Source organism: Rhodococcus sp. BL-253-APC-6A1W (genome assembly GCF_012843405.1).
Classification (GTDB): domain Bacteria; phylum Actinomycetota; class Actinomycetes; order Mycobacteriales; family Mycobacteriaceae; genus Rhodococcus.
Map to the genome: position 1 here is coordinate 71,200 of NZ_JABAFB010000008.1, position 14,892 is coordinate 86,091.

At 68.4% G+C, this 14,892-nt stretch carries 16 protein-coding genes; 11 read left to right on the forward strand and 5 right to left on the reverse strand.

What is annotated here, in order from left to right; translation table 11 throughout:
• Genes ruvX through HF877_RS14045 form a run of 3 tightly spaced genes read left to right on the forward strand, consistent with a single transcriptional unit; the run spans nt 1 to nt 3,102 of the window.
• Nucleotides 1-519 carry a Holliday junction resolvase RuvX gene (ruvX, locus tag HF877_RS14035; protein WP_169621788.1) on the forward strand — a complete coding sequence of 173 codons (519 nt, stop codon included), beginning with the start codon at nt 1-3 and terminating at the stop codon, nt 517-519.
• Nucleotides 516-2,273 carry an endolytic transglycosylase MltG gene (locus tag HF877_RS14040; protein ID WP_169621789.1) on the forward strand — a complete coding sequence of 586 codons (1,758 nt, stop codon included), beginning with the start codon at nt 516-518 and terminating at the stop codon, nt 2,271-2,273. Before ruvX ends, HF877_RS14040 begins: the two co-directional genes overlap by 4 nt.
• Nucleotides 2,263-3,102, forward strand: coding sequence for a shikimate dehydrogenase (locus HF877_RS14045; RefSeq protein WP_169621790.1), 840 nt, complete (start codon nt 2,263-2,265; stop codon nt 3,100-3,102). The genes HF877_RS14040 and HF877_RS14045 overlap by 11 nt, the downstream gene beginning before the upstream one ends.
• 64 nt (nt 3,103-3,166) lie before the next feature.
• Here HF877_RS14045 and HF877_RS14050 read toward each other — a convergent pair whose 3' ends face one another.
• Complete coding sequence (locus tag HF877_RS14050) at nt 3,167-4,753, reverse strand: FMN-binding glutamate synthase family protein (RefSeq protein ID WP_169621791.1); 1,587 nt, start codon at nt 4,751-4,753, stop codon at nt 3,167-3,169.
• A 140-nt stretch (nt 4,754-4,893) separates the two neighbouring features.
• On the opposite strand from HF877_RS14050, the gene HF877_RS14055 reads away from it, so the two are divergent.
• Entirely contained in the window at nt 4,894-5,247 is a 354-nt protein-coding gene (locus HF877_RS14055) for a YciI family protein (RefSeq protein WP_169621792.1), read from the forward strand.
• 5 nt (nt 5,248-5,252) lie between these two features.
• Complete coding sequence (locus tag HF877_RS14060) at nt 5,253-6,503, forward strand: DUF6596 domain-containing protein (RefSeq protein ID WP_169621972.1); 1,251 nt, start codon at nt 5,253-5,255, stop codon at nt 6,501-6,503.
• 16 nt (nt 6,504-6,519) lie between these two features.
• Here HF877_RS14060 and HF877_RS14065 read toward each other — a convergent pair whose 3' ends face one another.
• Complete coding sequence (locus tag HF877_RS14065) at nt 6,520-6,894, reverse strand: DUF1622 domain-containing protein (RefSeq protein ID WP_169621793.1); 375 nt, start codon at nt 6,892-6,894, stop codon at nt 6,520-6,522.
• Between the two features lie 245 nt (nt 6,895-7,139).
• Between HF877_RS14065 and HF877_RS14070 the strand changes: the two genes are divergently transcribed.
• The 6 genes from HF877_RS14070 to HF877_RS14095 all read left to right on the forward strand — a co-directional run bounded on the left by HF877_RS14070 (nt 7,140) and on the right by HF877_RS14095 (nt 12,941).
• Nucleotides 7,140-8,438: a dicarboxylate/amino acid:cation symporter gene (locus HF877_RS14070; protein ID WP_169621794.1), complete on the forward strand. Its 1,299-nt coding sequence runs from the start codon at nt 7,140-7,142 to the stop codon at nt 8,436-8,438.
• A 149-nt stretch (nt 8,439-8,587) separates the two neighbouring features.
• Nucleotides 8,588-9,190 carry a prepilin peptidase gene (locus HF877_RS14075; RefSeq protein WP_346765163.1) on the forward strand — a complete coding sequence of 201 codons (603 nt, stop codon included), beginning with the start codon at nt 8,588-8,590 and terminating at the stop codon, nt 9,188-9,190.
• 48 nt (nt 9,191-9,238) lie between these two features.
• The gene (aroC, locus tag HF877_RS14080; RefSeq protein WP_169621796.1) at nt 9,239-10,426 is read left to right on the forward strand and encodes a chorismate synthase; all 1,188 of its coding nucleotides are present in this window, start codon (nt 9,239-9,241) and stop codon (nt 10,424-10,426) included.
• Nucleotides 10,427-10,430: 4 nt separating this feature from the next.
• A complete protein-coding gene (locus tag HF877_RS14085; protein ID WP_169621798.1) occupies nt 10,431-10,991 on the forward strand; it encodes a shikimate kinase in 561 nt (186 codons plus the stop codon).
• Nucleotides 10,988-12,097 carry a 3-dehydroquinate synthase gene (gene aroB, locus HF877_RS14090; RefSeq protein WP_169621800.1) on the forward strand — a complete coding sequence of 370 codons (1,110 nt, stop codon included), beginning with the start codon at nt 10,988-10,990 and terminating at the stop codon, nt 12,095-12,097. The genes HF877_RS14085 and aroB overlap by 4 nt, the downstream gene beginning before the upstream one ends.
• Nucleotides 12,098-12,137: 40 nt before the next feature.
• Entirely contained in the window at nt 12,138-12,941 is an 804-nt protein-coding gene (locus HF877_RS14095) for a transglutaminase family protein (protein WP_169621801.1), read from the forward strand.
• A 6-nt stretch (nt 12,942-12,947) separates the two neighbouring features.
• Here HF877_RS14095 and HF877_RS14100 read toward each other — a convergent pair whose 3' ends face one another.
• From HF877_RS14100 to HF877_RS14110, 3 genes are read right to left on the reverse strand one after another with little or no spacing between them, the layout of a single operon-like run.
• Entirely contained in the window at nt 12,948-13,538 is a 591-nt protein-coding gene (locus HF877_RS14100; protein ID WP_169621802.1) for a TIGR03086 family metal-binding protein, read from the reverse strand.
• A 56-nt stretch (nt 13,539-13,594) separates the two neighbouring features.
• A complete protein-coding gene (locus HF877_RS14105) occupies nt 13,595-14,452 on the reverse strand; it encodes an alpha/beta hydrolase (protein ID WP_169621803.1) in 858 nt (285 codons plus the stop codon).
• Nucleotides 14,449-14,877, reverse strand: a complete 429-nt coding sequence (locus HF877_RS14110; RefSeq protein WP_169621804.1) for a helix-turn-helix domain-containing protein — start codon at nt 14,875-14,877, stop codon at nt 14,449-14,451. Before HF877_RS14110 ends, HF877_RS14105 begins: the two co-directional genes overlap by 4 nt.
• Nucleotides 14,878-14,892: the final 15 nt, after the last annotated feature.

The window sequence follows — 14,892 nt, forward strand, 5'->3', positions numbered from 1 at the left end:
GTGGCTGACCTGCCGGGCCCGGATCGACCCGGGGCCGACGACCCCGGCCGAGGCCGACGAATCGGGATCGATGTCGGGAGCGTGCGGATCGGGGTCGCTTCGAGCGACCCCGATTGCATCCTCGCCACGCCCGTCGAGACCGTGCCGCGCTCGAAAGACCGCGGTCCCGACGCGCCGGATATCCGGCGCATTGTCCAAATCGTTATGGAATACGAGGCCGTGGAGGTTATCGTCGGGCTGCCGCAGACGCTGCGCGGTGAGCCCGGCAAGGCCGCGAAACTGGCGAGCGACTTCGCTCGCCGCATTCGCAGGCAATTGCCCGACGTTCCCGTGCGCATGGCCGATGAACGTTTCACCACGGTCACTGCGGCGCGTGCCCTCCGCGAGAGCGGGGTGAGCGCAAGGGGCGCGCGGCCGGTGATCGACCAGGCCGCGGCCGTGGCCATTTTGCAGGGTTGGTTGGACGAGCGGAGCGCAGCAGTGAACGAAGCCGACGGAGACCTCGGGGGAAGCCGGTGAACCGGCACGGGCAGTCCGACGACCGTTCCGAACCCACAAGGCAGGGGTTGTTCTCCGACCCGTACGCCGGTAGCTACAGGGGACCGGCGGATCGGCATGGCGAAGGCGACTACCGCTACGACACTCCACCGCAGCAACCGCACCCGACGCGTTCGCCGGACGACGACGAGACGAACGTGCTGCATTTCGAGGAGGGCGCGTTCGACGGTCCGCCTCCCGGTCATGCACCCGGCTCCGGCTATGCGCCCGAGCAGAGCGGACAACGACCCGGCTACGCCGACGACGAATACGCCGACGGGTATTCCTACGCACAGCGCGAGGGGTACCGCTACGACAACACCGGCGATGCCTACGACGACACCGGAGACGGATACGACGGCGACGGCTACAGCCGCCACCCCGCGCCTCGGGACGGGAACAATCCCTACCCCGCAGCCGCCCCGGGCCGCGACTCCGCCGCCGCCCCGCGCGACGAGTACGACGACTACGACGAGGACGACTACGACTCGTCCGCGTACGACGACGAGGACTACGCCGAGACACGCGCAGTACCCGCGGCTGTCGGCGCGCCGTCGCCCCGGGGCAAACGAACCGGAGGCGCCGTCGCCCGCAAGAAGCGCGGACGCATCCTCGGGTCGCTTGCCGCGGCGCTGGTGCTCGTCGTCCTCGTGGGCGGTGGTTACTTCGCCTACACCAAGCTTGCCGGGCCCGATCCCGCACCCGACTTCACCGGGCCTGCCGGGCCCGAGGTCGTCGTGCAGGTGCAGCCGGGAGACACGGCACAGGAGATCGGTACCGAGTTCGTGGACAAGGGCGTCGTCGCCAGTTCCGCGGCGTTCTACGAAGCCGCCGTGCAGAACTCCGGCATGAACGCCCTGCACCCGGGCTACTACCGGGTGCCGACCAACGTCCCGGCGGTCGACGCTGTTACGGCGCTGGTGAGCGGCACCAGCCGCGTGGGCGCATTCGTCGTCTCCGAGGGCCGGCAGCTTCACGACATCCGCGACGTCAATACCGGCGCGGTGCGCAAGGGCATCTACACGCTCATCTCCGAAGCAAGCTGTTACGACGACGGTGGCACGCCGACCTGCCTGACCTACGAGGAACTCGAAGCAGCGGGCGCGAGCCCCGACCTCGAAGCTCTGGGAGTCCCGGAGTGGGCCCGCGAAGCGGTCGCGAACGTCCCCGACCGGGCACGCCAGCTCGAAGGGCTGATCGCAGCCGGAAGCTGGGATATCGACCCGAGCGCCGAACCGGTCGAGGTGCTGCGCAGCCTCGTCTCCGCGAGCGCCGCCAAATACGACGAGACCGGTATCACCGCAGCTGCCGCGAAGGTCGGGCTGACCCCCTACGAACTGCTGGTCGCTGCGTCGCTCGTCGAGCGGGAAGCGCTGCCTGCCGATTTCTCCAAGGTCGCCCGCGTCATTCTCAACCGCCTCGAAATCGGGCAGATGCTGCAGTTCGACTCCACGGTGAACTACGCACTCGACGAAACGGAACTCGCCACCACCGACGCGGACCGGGCACTCGTGACCCCGTGGAACACCTACGCGAGCGTGGGCTTGCCGGCGACACCGATCTCGTCGCCGAGCATCGGCGCCCTCCAAGCGGTAGAGAACCCCGAACCCGGTGAGTGGACCTACTTCGTGACGATCGACGAGAAGGGCACGACCCTGTTCGCGAACAACTACGAAGAACACCTCGTCAACACGCAGAAGGCTCTGGAAAGCGGAATTCTCAACAGTGGCAGATGATCTGAACGCGGTGGCCCGCAGGGCCGCGGTCCTCGGGAAGCCGATCGAACATTCGAAATCCCCGCTGTTGCATCTCGCGGCCTACCGGGCGCTCGGGCTGACGGACTGGACCTACGACCGGATCGAGTGCACCGGCGAGGAACTGCCCGGTCTGGTGTCGGGTCTCGGGGACGAGTGGGTCGGTGTCTCGGTGACGATGCCCGGCAAGTTCGCTGCCCTGGAATTCGCGACCGAGCGCACCGAGCGCGCCGTGACGATCGGGTCGGCGAACACCCTCGTGCGGGTCCCCGGAGGGTGGCGCGCGGACTGTACCGACGTCGACGGCGTCACGGGAGCGCTGCGCTCCGGCGGGGTACGCGACCTGAGGGGTGGATCCGCGGTCGTGGTGGGTTCGGGCGGCACCTCGCGTCCCGCGCTCGTCGGACTGACCGACCTCGGTGTCCGCAGCGTGACGGTGGTCGCGCGCGACGAGGGTCGCGCCCGGGCCACGTTCGATTGTCTCGGGGACGACATCGAGGCCCGGTGGGTGCCGTTCGATGCTCCCGGCCTCGGACAGATGTGCGCGGAGGCGGACGCCTTGGTGAGCACCGTGCCCGCTGTTGCGGCAGCGCCGTACGCCGACGCACTCGCCCGCGCTCCGTACATTCTCGATGCGATCTACGATCCGTGGCCGACGCCGCTCGCCTCGGCGGCGGAGGCCCGCGGGACGGTGGTCATCAGTGGACTGCACATGCTCCTCAACCAGGCGTTCGGGCAGGTGGAGCAGTTCACCGGCCGGCCCGCACCCCGAGAAGCCATGGCGCGCGCGGTGGGGCTGGACTACGCCTGAGACCGGCGGAGGGGTCGCGCAGCGGCACCGAGCACCGGTTACCGGCGACTTACCGTTCGGCCCGCTAGGTTCCCGGGGGTTTCGTCGCGGCCCCGGGCGACCCCGCGCCGCCGGAGGCCTCGGGTTCGCCGGCCGTCATGATCCGGGTGATCGCCTCGCGACCTGCGGGGCTCGGCAGCCCCCAGTCCGTCCGGTAACCGTAGAGTTCGGCGAGGGTCACCGAATGCCGGTTGCCGTCGGCGACTTCGACGTCGTCGGCACCGATCAGGCTCGGATGTGCCACCCCGCACGCCTCGGCCACTTTGAGGACGTCGCGCCGTAGCGCCCGCAGATAGCCGTCGACCCGGTCGGCCTTGGACGGAATATCCAGGCCCCGCTCGAGCCATCGATTGTGGCTGGCGACTCCGGTCGGACAGGTGTCGGTGTGGCACTTCTGTGCCTGAATGCAGCCGAGTGCGAACATCGGTTCACGGGCGACGTTGAGCATGTCGCAACCGAGGGCGAATGCGGCCACGGCATTGTCGGGCATGCCGAGCTTGCCCGATCCGATGAACGTGACGTCGTCGGCGAGGCCTGCTTCGGCGAACTGACGATAGACCCGCGCGAAGCCGCTCCGGAACGGCAACGACACTGCGTCGGTGAAGACGAGCGGAGCGGCGCCGGTGCCGCCCTCGCCGCCGTCGATGGTCACGAAGTCCACGCCCCGCTCGCCGCTGCGCATCGACTCCACGAGCGAGTGCCAGAACGTCGGATCACCCACGGCCGCTTTGATTCCCACCGGAAGGCCGGTTTCCGAGGCGACGCGTTCGACGAAGTCGAGCATGCTGTCGACGTCGTGGAAAGCAGTGTGCCGGGACGGACTGACCACGTCGTGGCCCATCGCGACGCCGCGGATCTCGGCGATCTCGGGGGTGACTTTGGTAGCCGGCAGCAGGCCGCCGAGCCCGGGTTTGGCGCCCTGGCTCAGCTTGATCTCGATGGCCTTGACCGGCGCCGACTCCGTGAGTGCGACGAGGCGGTCGAGGTCGAACCGGCCCTCTTCGTCGCGGCACCCGAAATAGGCGGTACCGATCTGGAAGATCAGGTCGGCGCCGTGGCGGTGATAGCGCGAGAGCCCACCTTCGCCGGTGTTGTGCATACATCCGGCCGACGCGGCTCCCTTGTTCAGCGCGGTGACCGCGGCCGAGGACAGGGACCCGAAGCTCATTCCCGAGATGTTGACGAACGAACGAGGCCGGAACGCTTTCGCCCGGCCTCGTGGTCCGCCGAGAATCTTCGCCGAGGGCACCTCGAGTGCCTCACCGCTGTGTGGCGCGCCGGACGCGGGGACCTGTGAGAACGTGCGGTGCTTGATGATCGTGTATCCGTCGGTGTATTCCACATCGTTGTCGGTGCCGAACCCGAAGGTGTTGTTCTCCTGCTTCGACGAGGCGTACACCCATCGGCGCTGGTCGCGGGTGAACGGACGCTCCTCGTCGTTGCGGGTGATGATGTACTGCCGCAACTCCGGTCCGACGGCCTCGAGGAGATGTCGTCCGTGCCCGACGACCGGGAAATTGCGCAACAGCGAGTGCTTCCGCTGCAGCATGTCGTACGACGCCACCGCGGCCAGGGCCGCAGCCGGGATGCCGAGGGCCTTCGACCACTCCATGACCTCACGCTAGGCGGAATGAGTCGTCCTCGTGCCCACTTAACCGTTCGTCTTCTCGGCCGGATGTCGAATCTGCCGCCTATCGTTCGTGTAGTAGATGAACGGCCGGAACAGCCGGCCACCTCGAGAAGGATTCGGCAATGGTCCAGTACCTGCTCAGCATCTATCAGCCCGACGGCGATCCGCCGCCGCCCGAGGAACTCGAGCCGATCATGCGGAAGCTGGAGGTCCTCCAACGCGAACTGCGCGAGGCCGGAGCGTGGGTCTTCTCCGGAGGCCTTCACGCGGCAAGCACGTCGACCGTCGTCCGGGCCGGCGGTCAGGGCGTCGTGACGACCGACGGGCCCTATATCGAAGGGAAGGAACACCTCGGAGGCTTCGACGTCATCGAGGCCCAGGATCTCGACGCTGCACTCGTCTGGGGACGCAAACTCGCCGAGGCCACCACGCTGCCGATCGAGGTGCGTCCCTTGCAGTGGGGATCGTGCGGCTGACTCCGATGTCGGTGACGTCTACACAGATCGAACGGATCTTCCGCGACGAGTACGGACGTGCAGTCTCGGTGCTCACCCGCGTCTTCGGCGACCTCGACCTCGCCGAAGACGCGGTGCAGGAGGCGTTCACCGTCGCGGTGAACCGCTGGCCGGGGGAGGGGATCCCGCCGAGTCCGGCGGGGTGGATCATCACCACCGCGCGACGCCGCGCCATCGACCACGCACGGCGGGAGGTCCTGCGGGACGCGAAACACGCCGACGCAGCGAGGCTTCTCGGCGTGCAGGAGGGCGACGTCCACGACGGTGTCCCCGGACCCGGCCTGCCCGACGACCGGTTGCGACTGATCTTCACGTGCTGCCATCCCGCGCTCGCCCCGGCGACCCGGGTGGCACTGACCCTCCGCCTGCTCGGCGGTCTCGGTACCGCGCAGATCGCGCGCGCATTCCTCGTTCCCGAACCCACGATGGCGCAGCGTATTTCACGGGCCAAGGCGAAGATCCGCGACGCCAGGATTCCCTACCGCACGCCGTCCGCGGCCGACCTTCCGGAACGGCTGGGCGCGGTGCACGCGGTGCTCTATCTGATCTACACCGAGGGGCACACCGCCGGGAGGGGAGCAACACTCGGCGATACCGACCTCAGTGCCGAGGCGATCCGGCTCCTCCGGCAGTTGATCGAACTCCTGCCCGACGACCCCGAAAGCACGGGACTGCTGGCGTTGATGCTCTTCGGCGAGTCGCGTCGCGCCGCACGGACCACCGCCGACGGGCGGATGGTGCTTCTCGCCGACCAGGATCGCACCCGCTGGGACCGGAACCTGATCCGGGAAGGACAGGTCCTCGTCCGGCGCTGCATCGAACTGAACCGGCCCGGTCCGTATCAGCTCCAAGCCGCAATCGCTGCCGTGCACGCCGACGCGGCGACCGCTGCTGCGACCGACTGGTCGCAGATCGTGCAGCTCTATGACCACCTTCTCGCGCTGCATCCCACGCCCGTGGTGGCGCTCCATCGGGCCATCGCCCTCGCGGAGACCGACGGGCCCGAGGTGGCCCTGCAGATCGTCGACGAACTGGACCTCGACCGCTACCACGTCTTCCATGCGGCGCGCGCGGATCTTCTGCGGCGTCTCGGCCGGCAGCGAGACGCGGCGGTCGCGTACGAGAAGGCCGCGACCCGCACCGCGAACAGCGTCGAGCGTGCCTATCTGTCGGGCCGGCACGACGAGCTCGGGCGGCGCCGCAGCAGTGGCGACTGACTGGGCCGGCGCGGCGTCAACCGGACGGGGGAGTGACAGGCACCTCCCCCTCCGTACGTCGCTGCCACGGCCAGCGCCCGTCGATCTCGAGTTGCAGCGACCAGCTGAGGAACGTTCTGATCAGGACGATCAGCGCGAGAACCCCGACAGAGGTGAAGGTAGGGGTCACCGCCACGGTTTTGATGATGTCGGCGGCCACCAGGAACTCGAGACCGAGCAGGATCGACCGTCCCAGACTGCGCCGGTACTGCTCGTAGACGGCGACTCCGGGGGAGCGCACCCGAGCCGCCACCGCGGTCCACGTGGCGGACGCGGCTCCCAAGACGATGGCCGCGACACCCACGACGTCGATCGCAGAACCGACGTGCTCGAGGACCGACGAAAGCTCCATATCCAGCGTTCCTTCCGGTGATCGGCAAGCGCTCCCTGTCGATGCTCGCAGAGTCCGCCGATTCTGCACCGGAACTTCCGGTCGGAGTTCGACGAAGTGCCGGTCGGCTCCGGCGACATCGGACCCCGATCGCCGCAACGACGCCGTAATGCGCAGGCAACTCCGACGACGTGAGCGCCGCTTACGTTTGCGCGGCCACGTTCGTTCTGTTCGAACGTGGCCGAGGCACGGAGTCGGGAGATTCGATGAACTTGGTGAAGAATTCGGGAGTCCACATCGGACTCGCTGCCGTCGCGGGACTGGCATTCGGGTTGATCGTCGGAGAATGGGCTGCGAATCTGCAGTTCGTCGGCGACATGTTCATCCGGTTGATCCAGATGTCCATCGTTCCGCTGGTGATGGCGTCGGTCATCGTGGCAACCGGATCGATGAGCGGCGCCGGGACGGGCAAGATCGCCTTCCGGACCTTCACATGGATGATCGGGTTCTCCCTGGTGGCCGCGGTGCTGGCCTGGGTTCTGAGTTCGGTCATCCGCCCGGGTGACGGCATGGTCTTCGGTGGCGAGCTGGATTCGGCGCTCGAGGCGTCTGCCGGCGATGCCCTCGGTTGGCAGGACACCGTCGTGAACTTCGTGTCGAAGAACATCTTCGACGCGATGTCGACGGCGACCATGGTTCCCATCATCGTGTTCTCGTTGCTATTCGGTCTCGCGCTGCGCCAGCACATCACGAAGTCGGGTGACGATCGCGTCCTCACGTTTGTCGATCAGGTGCAGCAGATCGTGCTGACGATGATCCGGCTGGTCATGTACGTCGCCCCCGTCGGTGTCTTCTGCCTGCTGGCCTCCCTCGCGGGGGATGTGGGGTTTTCGGTCGTGACCACCGGCCTGAAGTACCTGGGAACCACGCTTCTCGGCGTGCTCATCCTGTTTGCGTTCTTCACCGTGGTGGTGAGCGTGCGGACCGGGTTGAACCCGTGGAAGCTGCCGTCCAAGCTCGCCGAGCAGACGGCGATCGCTATCACCACGACCAGTTCGGCGGTGACCTTTCCGACGGTTCTCAAGAACACGGTGGAGAAGGTCGGCGTCAGCCAGAAGATCGCGAACTTCACGCTGTCGGTCGGACTGACGATGGGCTCCTACGGCGCCGTCCTCAACTACATGATCGTCGTGATGTTCTTTGCCCAGGCCGGAGATGTCGACCTGAGCGTCGGACAGATCGTTCTCGGCATGGGACTGGCGATCCTGCTCAATATGGGCACCATCACCGTGCCCGGAGGTTTCCCGGTGGTGGCGATGTTCCTGGCAACCTCGCTCGGTCTGCCCTTCGAGGCGGTGGGCCTGCTGATCGCTGTCGACTGGTTCACCGGCATCTTCCGGACGTTCCTCAACGTCAACGGCGACACCTTCGTCGCGATGCTGGTCGCCAACGCCGACGACGAGATCGACCGCGACGTCTACAACGGGCGCAAGGAAGTCACCGCCGACACCCTCGACGTCGAGGAACTCGACGACATGCTGGCGCGCGCCGACCGCGCGGACTGAACCCGTCCGAGCTCGGCCTGCCGGCCGGACTGCGTGGCCTGGCCGGTTGCGGTTCGAGTTTGTCCACAGGGCGCGTGTTTCTCCCCGGAGTGCCGACGACGATGTCGGCCGGAGCCGGGTGTGCCGTCCGCCGCGGCACGCTGGCATCCGTGACGATCATCGGGGGTGTGGTCGCGGGTGCCGCGGTGGGTTCGGCGGTGTACGCGCTGGCAGCACGACTGGCGGGCAGGGTGCCCGCAGCCGGGATCTGTGAGATCGCGTGCGCGGTGATCGGGGCCGTGGCGACCCTCGGCGGCACAGCCCCCGCCGCGCTCGCCTTCGCACTTCTCGGGTGGTGGAGTGTCGGCCTGGCCACGGTCGACATCCTGGTCCGGCGGTTGCCGAACATCCTCACCCTCGGCGGTGGCGCAGGGGTAGTTTCCGTCGCCTGGTTCACCGGCCACGGCGCCGCGGCGCTGGCGGGCGCCGCACTGATGACGACTCCGATGCTCGTCGTGCACCTGGCATCCCCGCGGTCGTTGGGAGCCGGCGACGTCAAACTCGCAGTTGCGCTGGGGGCCGCCACCGCCGTCGCCGGCACCCGGGCGTGGCTCGTCGCGGCACTGCTCCCGTCGGTGCTGACCGTGCTGGTCGTGGCGGTCCTCGGAGTCGTGCGTCGCCGGGCTCCGCGTGCGGAGCGTGCACTGCCCGGGGTGCCGCACGGGCCGTCGATGTGCGCCGCTGCGCTGCTCGGATTCTGCGTGGAGCAATGACCAGGGGTGGCGTCACCGCGCGGGCGGCGCGCGTGGAAGGATGACGGGGTGCTGCGTTGGATAACTGCCGGAGAATCCCATGGTCCCGCCCTCGTCGCGATGCTCGAGGGGATGATCGCCTCTGTCGAGGTGACATCGGACGACATCGCAGACCAGCTCGCGCGCAGGCGGCTCGGTTACGGCCGTGGCGCTCGCATGAAGTTCGAGGCCGACAAGGTCACCATCATCGGTGGTGTCCGGCACGGGCGCACCCTCGGTGGCCCGATCGCCATCGAGATCGGCAACACCGAGTGGCCCAAGTGGGAAACCATCATGTCCGCCGACCCCGTGGCCCCGGAGCTGCTCGAAGGGCAGGCGCGTAACGCGCCGCTCACGCGCCCCCGACCCGGTCATGCCGACTACTCGGGCATGCTCAAGTACGGATTCGACGACGCGAGGCCGGTGCTCGAACGTGCCAGCGCGCGCGAGACGGCGGCGCGAGTCGCCGCCGGAACCGTGGCCCGCAACTTCCTCCGGCAGGCATTCGGTGCCGAGGTCGTCTCTCACGTGATCTCCATCGGCGCCTCCGAGCCGTACGTCGGCCCCGAGCCCGGAGCCGCCGATCTCGCGGCAATCGACGCGAGCCCGGTGCGCGCGTTCGGTAAGGCCGCCGAGGAATCGATGATCGCCGAGATCGAAGCAGCCAAGCGCGACGGCGACACGCTCGGCGGCATCGTCGAGGTCGTCGTCCACGGTCTGCCCGTCGGACTCGGATCGTTCGTCAGCGGAGCCGATCGCCTCGACTCGCGACTTGCCGCGGCACTCATGGGAATTCAGGCGATCAAGGGTGTCGAGGTCGGCGACGGCTTCGAGACTGCGAGGCGACGCGGCAGCGCCGCTCACGACGAGATGCGCCCCGGGCCCGACGGTGTGCTCCGTTCCACCAACCGCGCAGGCGGTATCGAGGGTGGCATGACCAACGGCGAGACCTTGCGGGTACGCGCCGCGATGAAGCCCATCTCGACGGTCCCGCGGGCACTGTCGACCGTGGACATGACCACCGGTGACGAAGCGGTCGCCATCCACCAGCGTTCCGACGTGTGCGCGGTCCCGGCCGCGGGCGTCGTCGCCGAAGCGATGGTCGCGCTCGTCGTCGCGCAAGCCGCCCTGGAGAAGTTCGGCGGAGACTCGCTCCCGGAAACGGTGAGCAACATCGAGCACTACCTGAAAGGTGTTGCGGCGCGCCCGCCGCGGTAGAGGCATGGCGCCGCGTGCAGTGCTCATCGGTCCGCCCGGGGCCGGCAAGTCGACCATCGGCCGACGAGTCGCCCAGGCGCTCGACCTGTCGTTGCTCGACACCGATGCGGAAATCGAACGCACCACGGGCCGCACGATCCCCGAGATCTTCGAGCAGGACGGCGAACCGGTGTTCCGGCAGATCGAGGAGAAGGTCGTCGCCGAGGCACTCGCTCAGCACGACGGCATCGTCTCGCTCGGCGGTGGCGCCATCCTGTCCGACCGAACGCGGCAACGTCTGGCCGGGCATACCGTCGTGTATCTCGAACTCAGCGTGGCCGAGGGGTTACGGCGCACCGGCAACAACACCTCGCGGCCCCTGCTCAACGGGGGAGACCCCGCCCAGAAATATCGCGATCTGATGCGCCGCCGACGCCCGTTGTACCGGCAGTCGGCGACCATTCGGGTGCGGACCGACGGTCGCAGCCCCGGCCGCGTCGTCCAGCAGGTCCTCGCCAAACTCGGTGCGGCGGAAGATGCCGCTGCCGTCCAGACCACTCCAGAGAATCGGAGCACCACACCGTGACCGAACCGGTACGCATCGACGTCAACACAGCTCATCCCTATCCCGTCGTCATCGGACGTGGGTTGCTCGGCGACCTCGTCGGCGCGCTGTCCGGCACCCGGACCGTCGCCATCTTCCATCAGCCCACGCTCACCGAGACCGCCGAGGCGGTGCGGGAGGCGCTCGCCGAGACGGGAATCGACGCCCACCGCATCGAGATCCCGGACGCCGAGGACGGCAAGGAACTCGCGGTCGCAGGCTTCTGCTGGGAGGTTCTCGGCAGGATCGGCCTCACTCGGTCCGACGCGATCGTGAGCCTCGGCGGCGGAGCAGCCACCGACCTCGCGGGGTTCGTGGCCGCGACCTGGATGCGCGGGGTGCGGGTCTACCACGTACCGACGACGCTGCTGGCGATGGTCGACGCCGCCGTCGGCGGGAAAACCGGGATCAACACCGAGGCGGGCAAGAACCTCGTCGGGGCGTTCCACGAACCGTCGGCGGTGTTCGTCGACCTCGCGACACTCGAAACGGTGCCCCGCAACGAGATCATCGCCGGACTCGCGGAGGTCATCAAGACCGGATTCATCGCAGACCCGGTGATTCTCGACCTCATCGAAGAGGATCCGGCAGCCGCGGTCGATCCGCTCGGTACGGTGCTTCCCGAATTGATCCGTCGTTCCGTCGAGGTCAAGGCGAAGGTTGTCGCGGCCGACCTCGAGGAAGCCGATCTTCGCGAAATCCTCAACTACGGACACACTCTCGGGCACGCGATCGAGCGGCGCGAGCGTTACCGCTGGCGTCACGGCGCCGCCGTGTCGGTGGGTCTGGTGTTCGCCGCGGAACTCGGGCGGCTCGCAGGCCGGCTCGACGATGCCACCGCGGAGCGTCATCGGACGATCCTCGAATCCGTCGGGCTGCCCACCACCTACGATCCCGACGCGTTCGGCGATCTCCTCAAGGGAATGCAGAGCGACAAGAAGAACCGCGCGGGGTTGCTGCGTTTCGTCGTGCTCGACGGTCTCGCGAAGCCCGGACGGCTCGAGGGACCGGATCCGGCCTTGCTGGTAGCCGCGTATTCCGAGGTGGCACGCCAAGGTTCGGCCGACGCGGGGACCGTTCTGCTCTAGCGGTTCGGTGCCCGAGAGCGACGGGTGGCACGATCGTCGTATGAAACGTGAAGTCGCCGCCGCGCTCGAGTTCGAAGTCACCGAGCCGACCCGGATCGAAATGAAGATCGCTGTGGCGAACCCGGACGACGCCGAGGTTCGAGAGTCGATGCGGGTCGTCCACAACGACGACGAGATCACCGCCCGGGAGGTCGTGGTCGAGCACGGAACCAGAATCCACATGCTCGACTGCGCACCCGGCAAGGTGACCGTCGACTACTCGGCCACCGTGAACGGTTCGTTCCCCTCGACACCGGTAACCGAGGCCGACCTGTCGATGTATCTGCGCCCCAGCCGGTACGCGGAGGCAGACAAGTTCTTCGGGTTCGCCGCGTCGCGGTTCGGGTCTCCCGAACCGGATGCCGAGACGCTCGCGCGGATCGTGGAGTTCGTGGAGCAGCACCTGATCTACACGCCGGGAGCCAGCCGCGGTACCGACAGCGCCGCCGACACCCTGCTCGCCGGTGCCGGGGTCTGCCGCGACTATGCGCACCTGACGATCGCGCTGTTGCGGGCGGTGAACATTCCCGCGCGGCTGGTCTCCGTCTTCGCTCCCGGCTGCAGCCCGATGGACTTCCATGCCGTCACCGAGGCGTACGTCGACGGCGCCTGGTGCGTCGTGGATCCGACGCGGCTGGCCCCGCGCTCGTCCCTCGTGCGGATCGCCACCGGCCGGGACGCCGCCGACACCGCGTTCCTCGACAACCACGGCGGCAGCCTCACCTTGAAGAGTTCGAAGGTGACCGCCGTCGTGGTCGGGAGCCTGCCGGTCGACGAGTACGCCTCGCCGGTTTCGCTCGGCTGACCCCCTTCAGCCCGGCGGAGCCCAGGACGGATCGCGGCCGGTGAGTCCGAGCAACCTGTGTAGGGCGGGCGCGTCGCCCGGTACCGAGACGGCGGGGCCGAACAGCGCACCCTCCGTGCGTTGTTCGTCGGACACGGTTCCGGCGAACGCGAGGCACGCGGCGATCTCGTCGGGCTCGCACGCATAGGGCTGCCCGGTCGCGACGGCGAGGTCCCAGCCGTGCACGACGAGTTCGTCGAGTGCGACGAGCCCGGCGATCTCGCCCGGGAGATCGATGCCGCCCGCGCGGGTGGTGCCCGCCCACGCATCGGGATCACGCCACGCGTCGGCGAGGGCGCTCAGTCTCGCGGTAGCAACATCGTTCCAGCCGCCCGGCAGCTCACCCGTCGGGAGTGTCGGCGGCGCGTCGGTGAGGCCCTCGAAGTCCTTGCTCGCCGCCGCGGTGAAGGCGAGCGTCAGCCCGAGCACGTGGTCGACGAGCATCCCGACCGTCGCCTCGGTGCACGGTGTGGCCGCGAGCAGATGCTCGTCGCCGATCCCGTCGAGAACCCGGTCCATGCGGCGTGTCGCTACGGACAAATCGATCATGTCGGTCATCGGTATCTCCTCTGTGCGAAGGTCACCTGTGTTCCGACCGGCGACGCGCCCCGAACTCACCGCGTATCGGTGCGCGAGGGGCTCAGAAAAGTGAGGATCCGGTCGGTCTGCCCGAGGATGGCGTGACCGGTATCGGGCAGAACCTGCACGTCCGCATCGGGGAAGGAGCGCCGTGCGCGCTCTGCGGTCTCGCCGGAATCGAACATGACGTCCCGTGTGCCCACCACCACCAGGACGGGCGCGGTCACGGTACCGAGCGCGTCGTCCGGAAATACCGGGAGTTTCTCCGTCCGGGGCCGGAACGCGCCGAACATCTGTGCCACGTCGTCGAGCACAGGGGCGACTTCGGGGCCGGTCAGGCCCGTGACCCGTGCGACGGCGCGCCGCCGGCCCCACCGTCCGAGCGGCAGCGTCGCCATCGCGGGCAGCATGCGCAGGGGCGTGGCGCGGCCGATGCCGCCGGGGCAGAGGAGAACCAGGCGTGTCACGCGGCCGGGTCGCCGGATCACGTAGTCCAGCGCGCTCCATCCGCCGAGCGACATGCCGACCATCGCGCACGTGGTGATACCCAGTCCGTCGAGCACCTGGTCGAGCCACCGGGCGGGCTCGTCGGTGTCGAGCCGAGGGCGCGCCGGCGCGCTGAGTCCGGGTTCACCGACCAGGTCCACGGCGTAGGTGCGGAAGCTCCCGGCCCACGAGGCGATGTCACCGAGCCACGTCGACGTGTTCGCGCCGGCGCCGTGCAGCAATACGAGGGGAGGCGCATCCTTCGGGCCGGACGCCACCACGAAGGTCTCGCCTGCGTCGGTCGGGATCCGAACGTGCTCGGAGGGCACCGGCCACGTCGCGAGGTGCTCGCGATAGCGCTGCAGCACCTGCTCGGCGGCGGTGGCGGACTTGTAGATGGAGTTCACGACGCGAGGATCCCTTCGATGTAGTCGAGCAGCCGGGCGGTGTCGGCGAGCCCTCCGAGGACGACGACTTTCATGCGCCCGCGTTCCTCGTCGTAGACGGTGTCGATCCGCAGTGGTGGTCCGGCGTCGCGAGTGCCCGCGGCGGCGGTCAGCACCGTGGTGAGGCGGTGTGCAGTCTCCGGGCTCACGGCATCGATGTCGACGATGCTCGAGACGTCGGTGTGGCGTTGTCTTCGCACCGTTTCGCGCGGCGGCGCCGGTACCGCCCTGCCGGTGAAGGCGTCGAGGTCGGTGCGTGCGATGCGGTACTGCTTGCCGATGCGCACCGCGGGAAGCTTGCCGTCGCGGACGTAGTTCCGGACGGTGCGTACGTGCAGGCCGAGGCGTTCGGCGACCTGCTCGACGGAGAGCAACGTTTCTTCCACGAAAAGACCGTATCG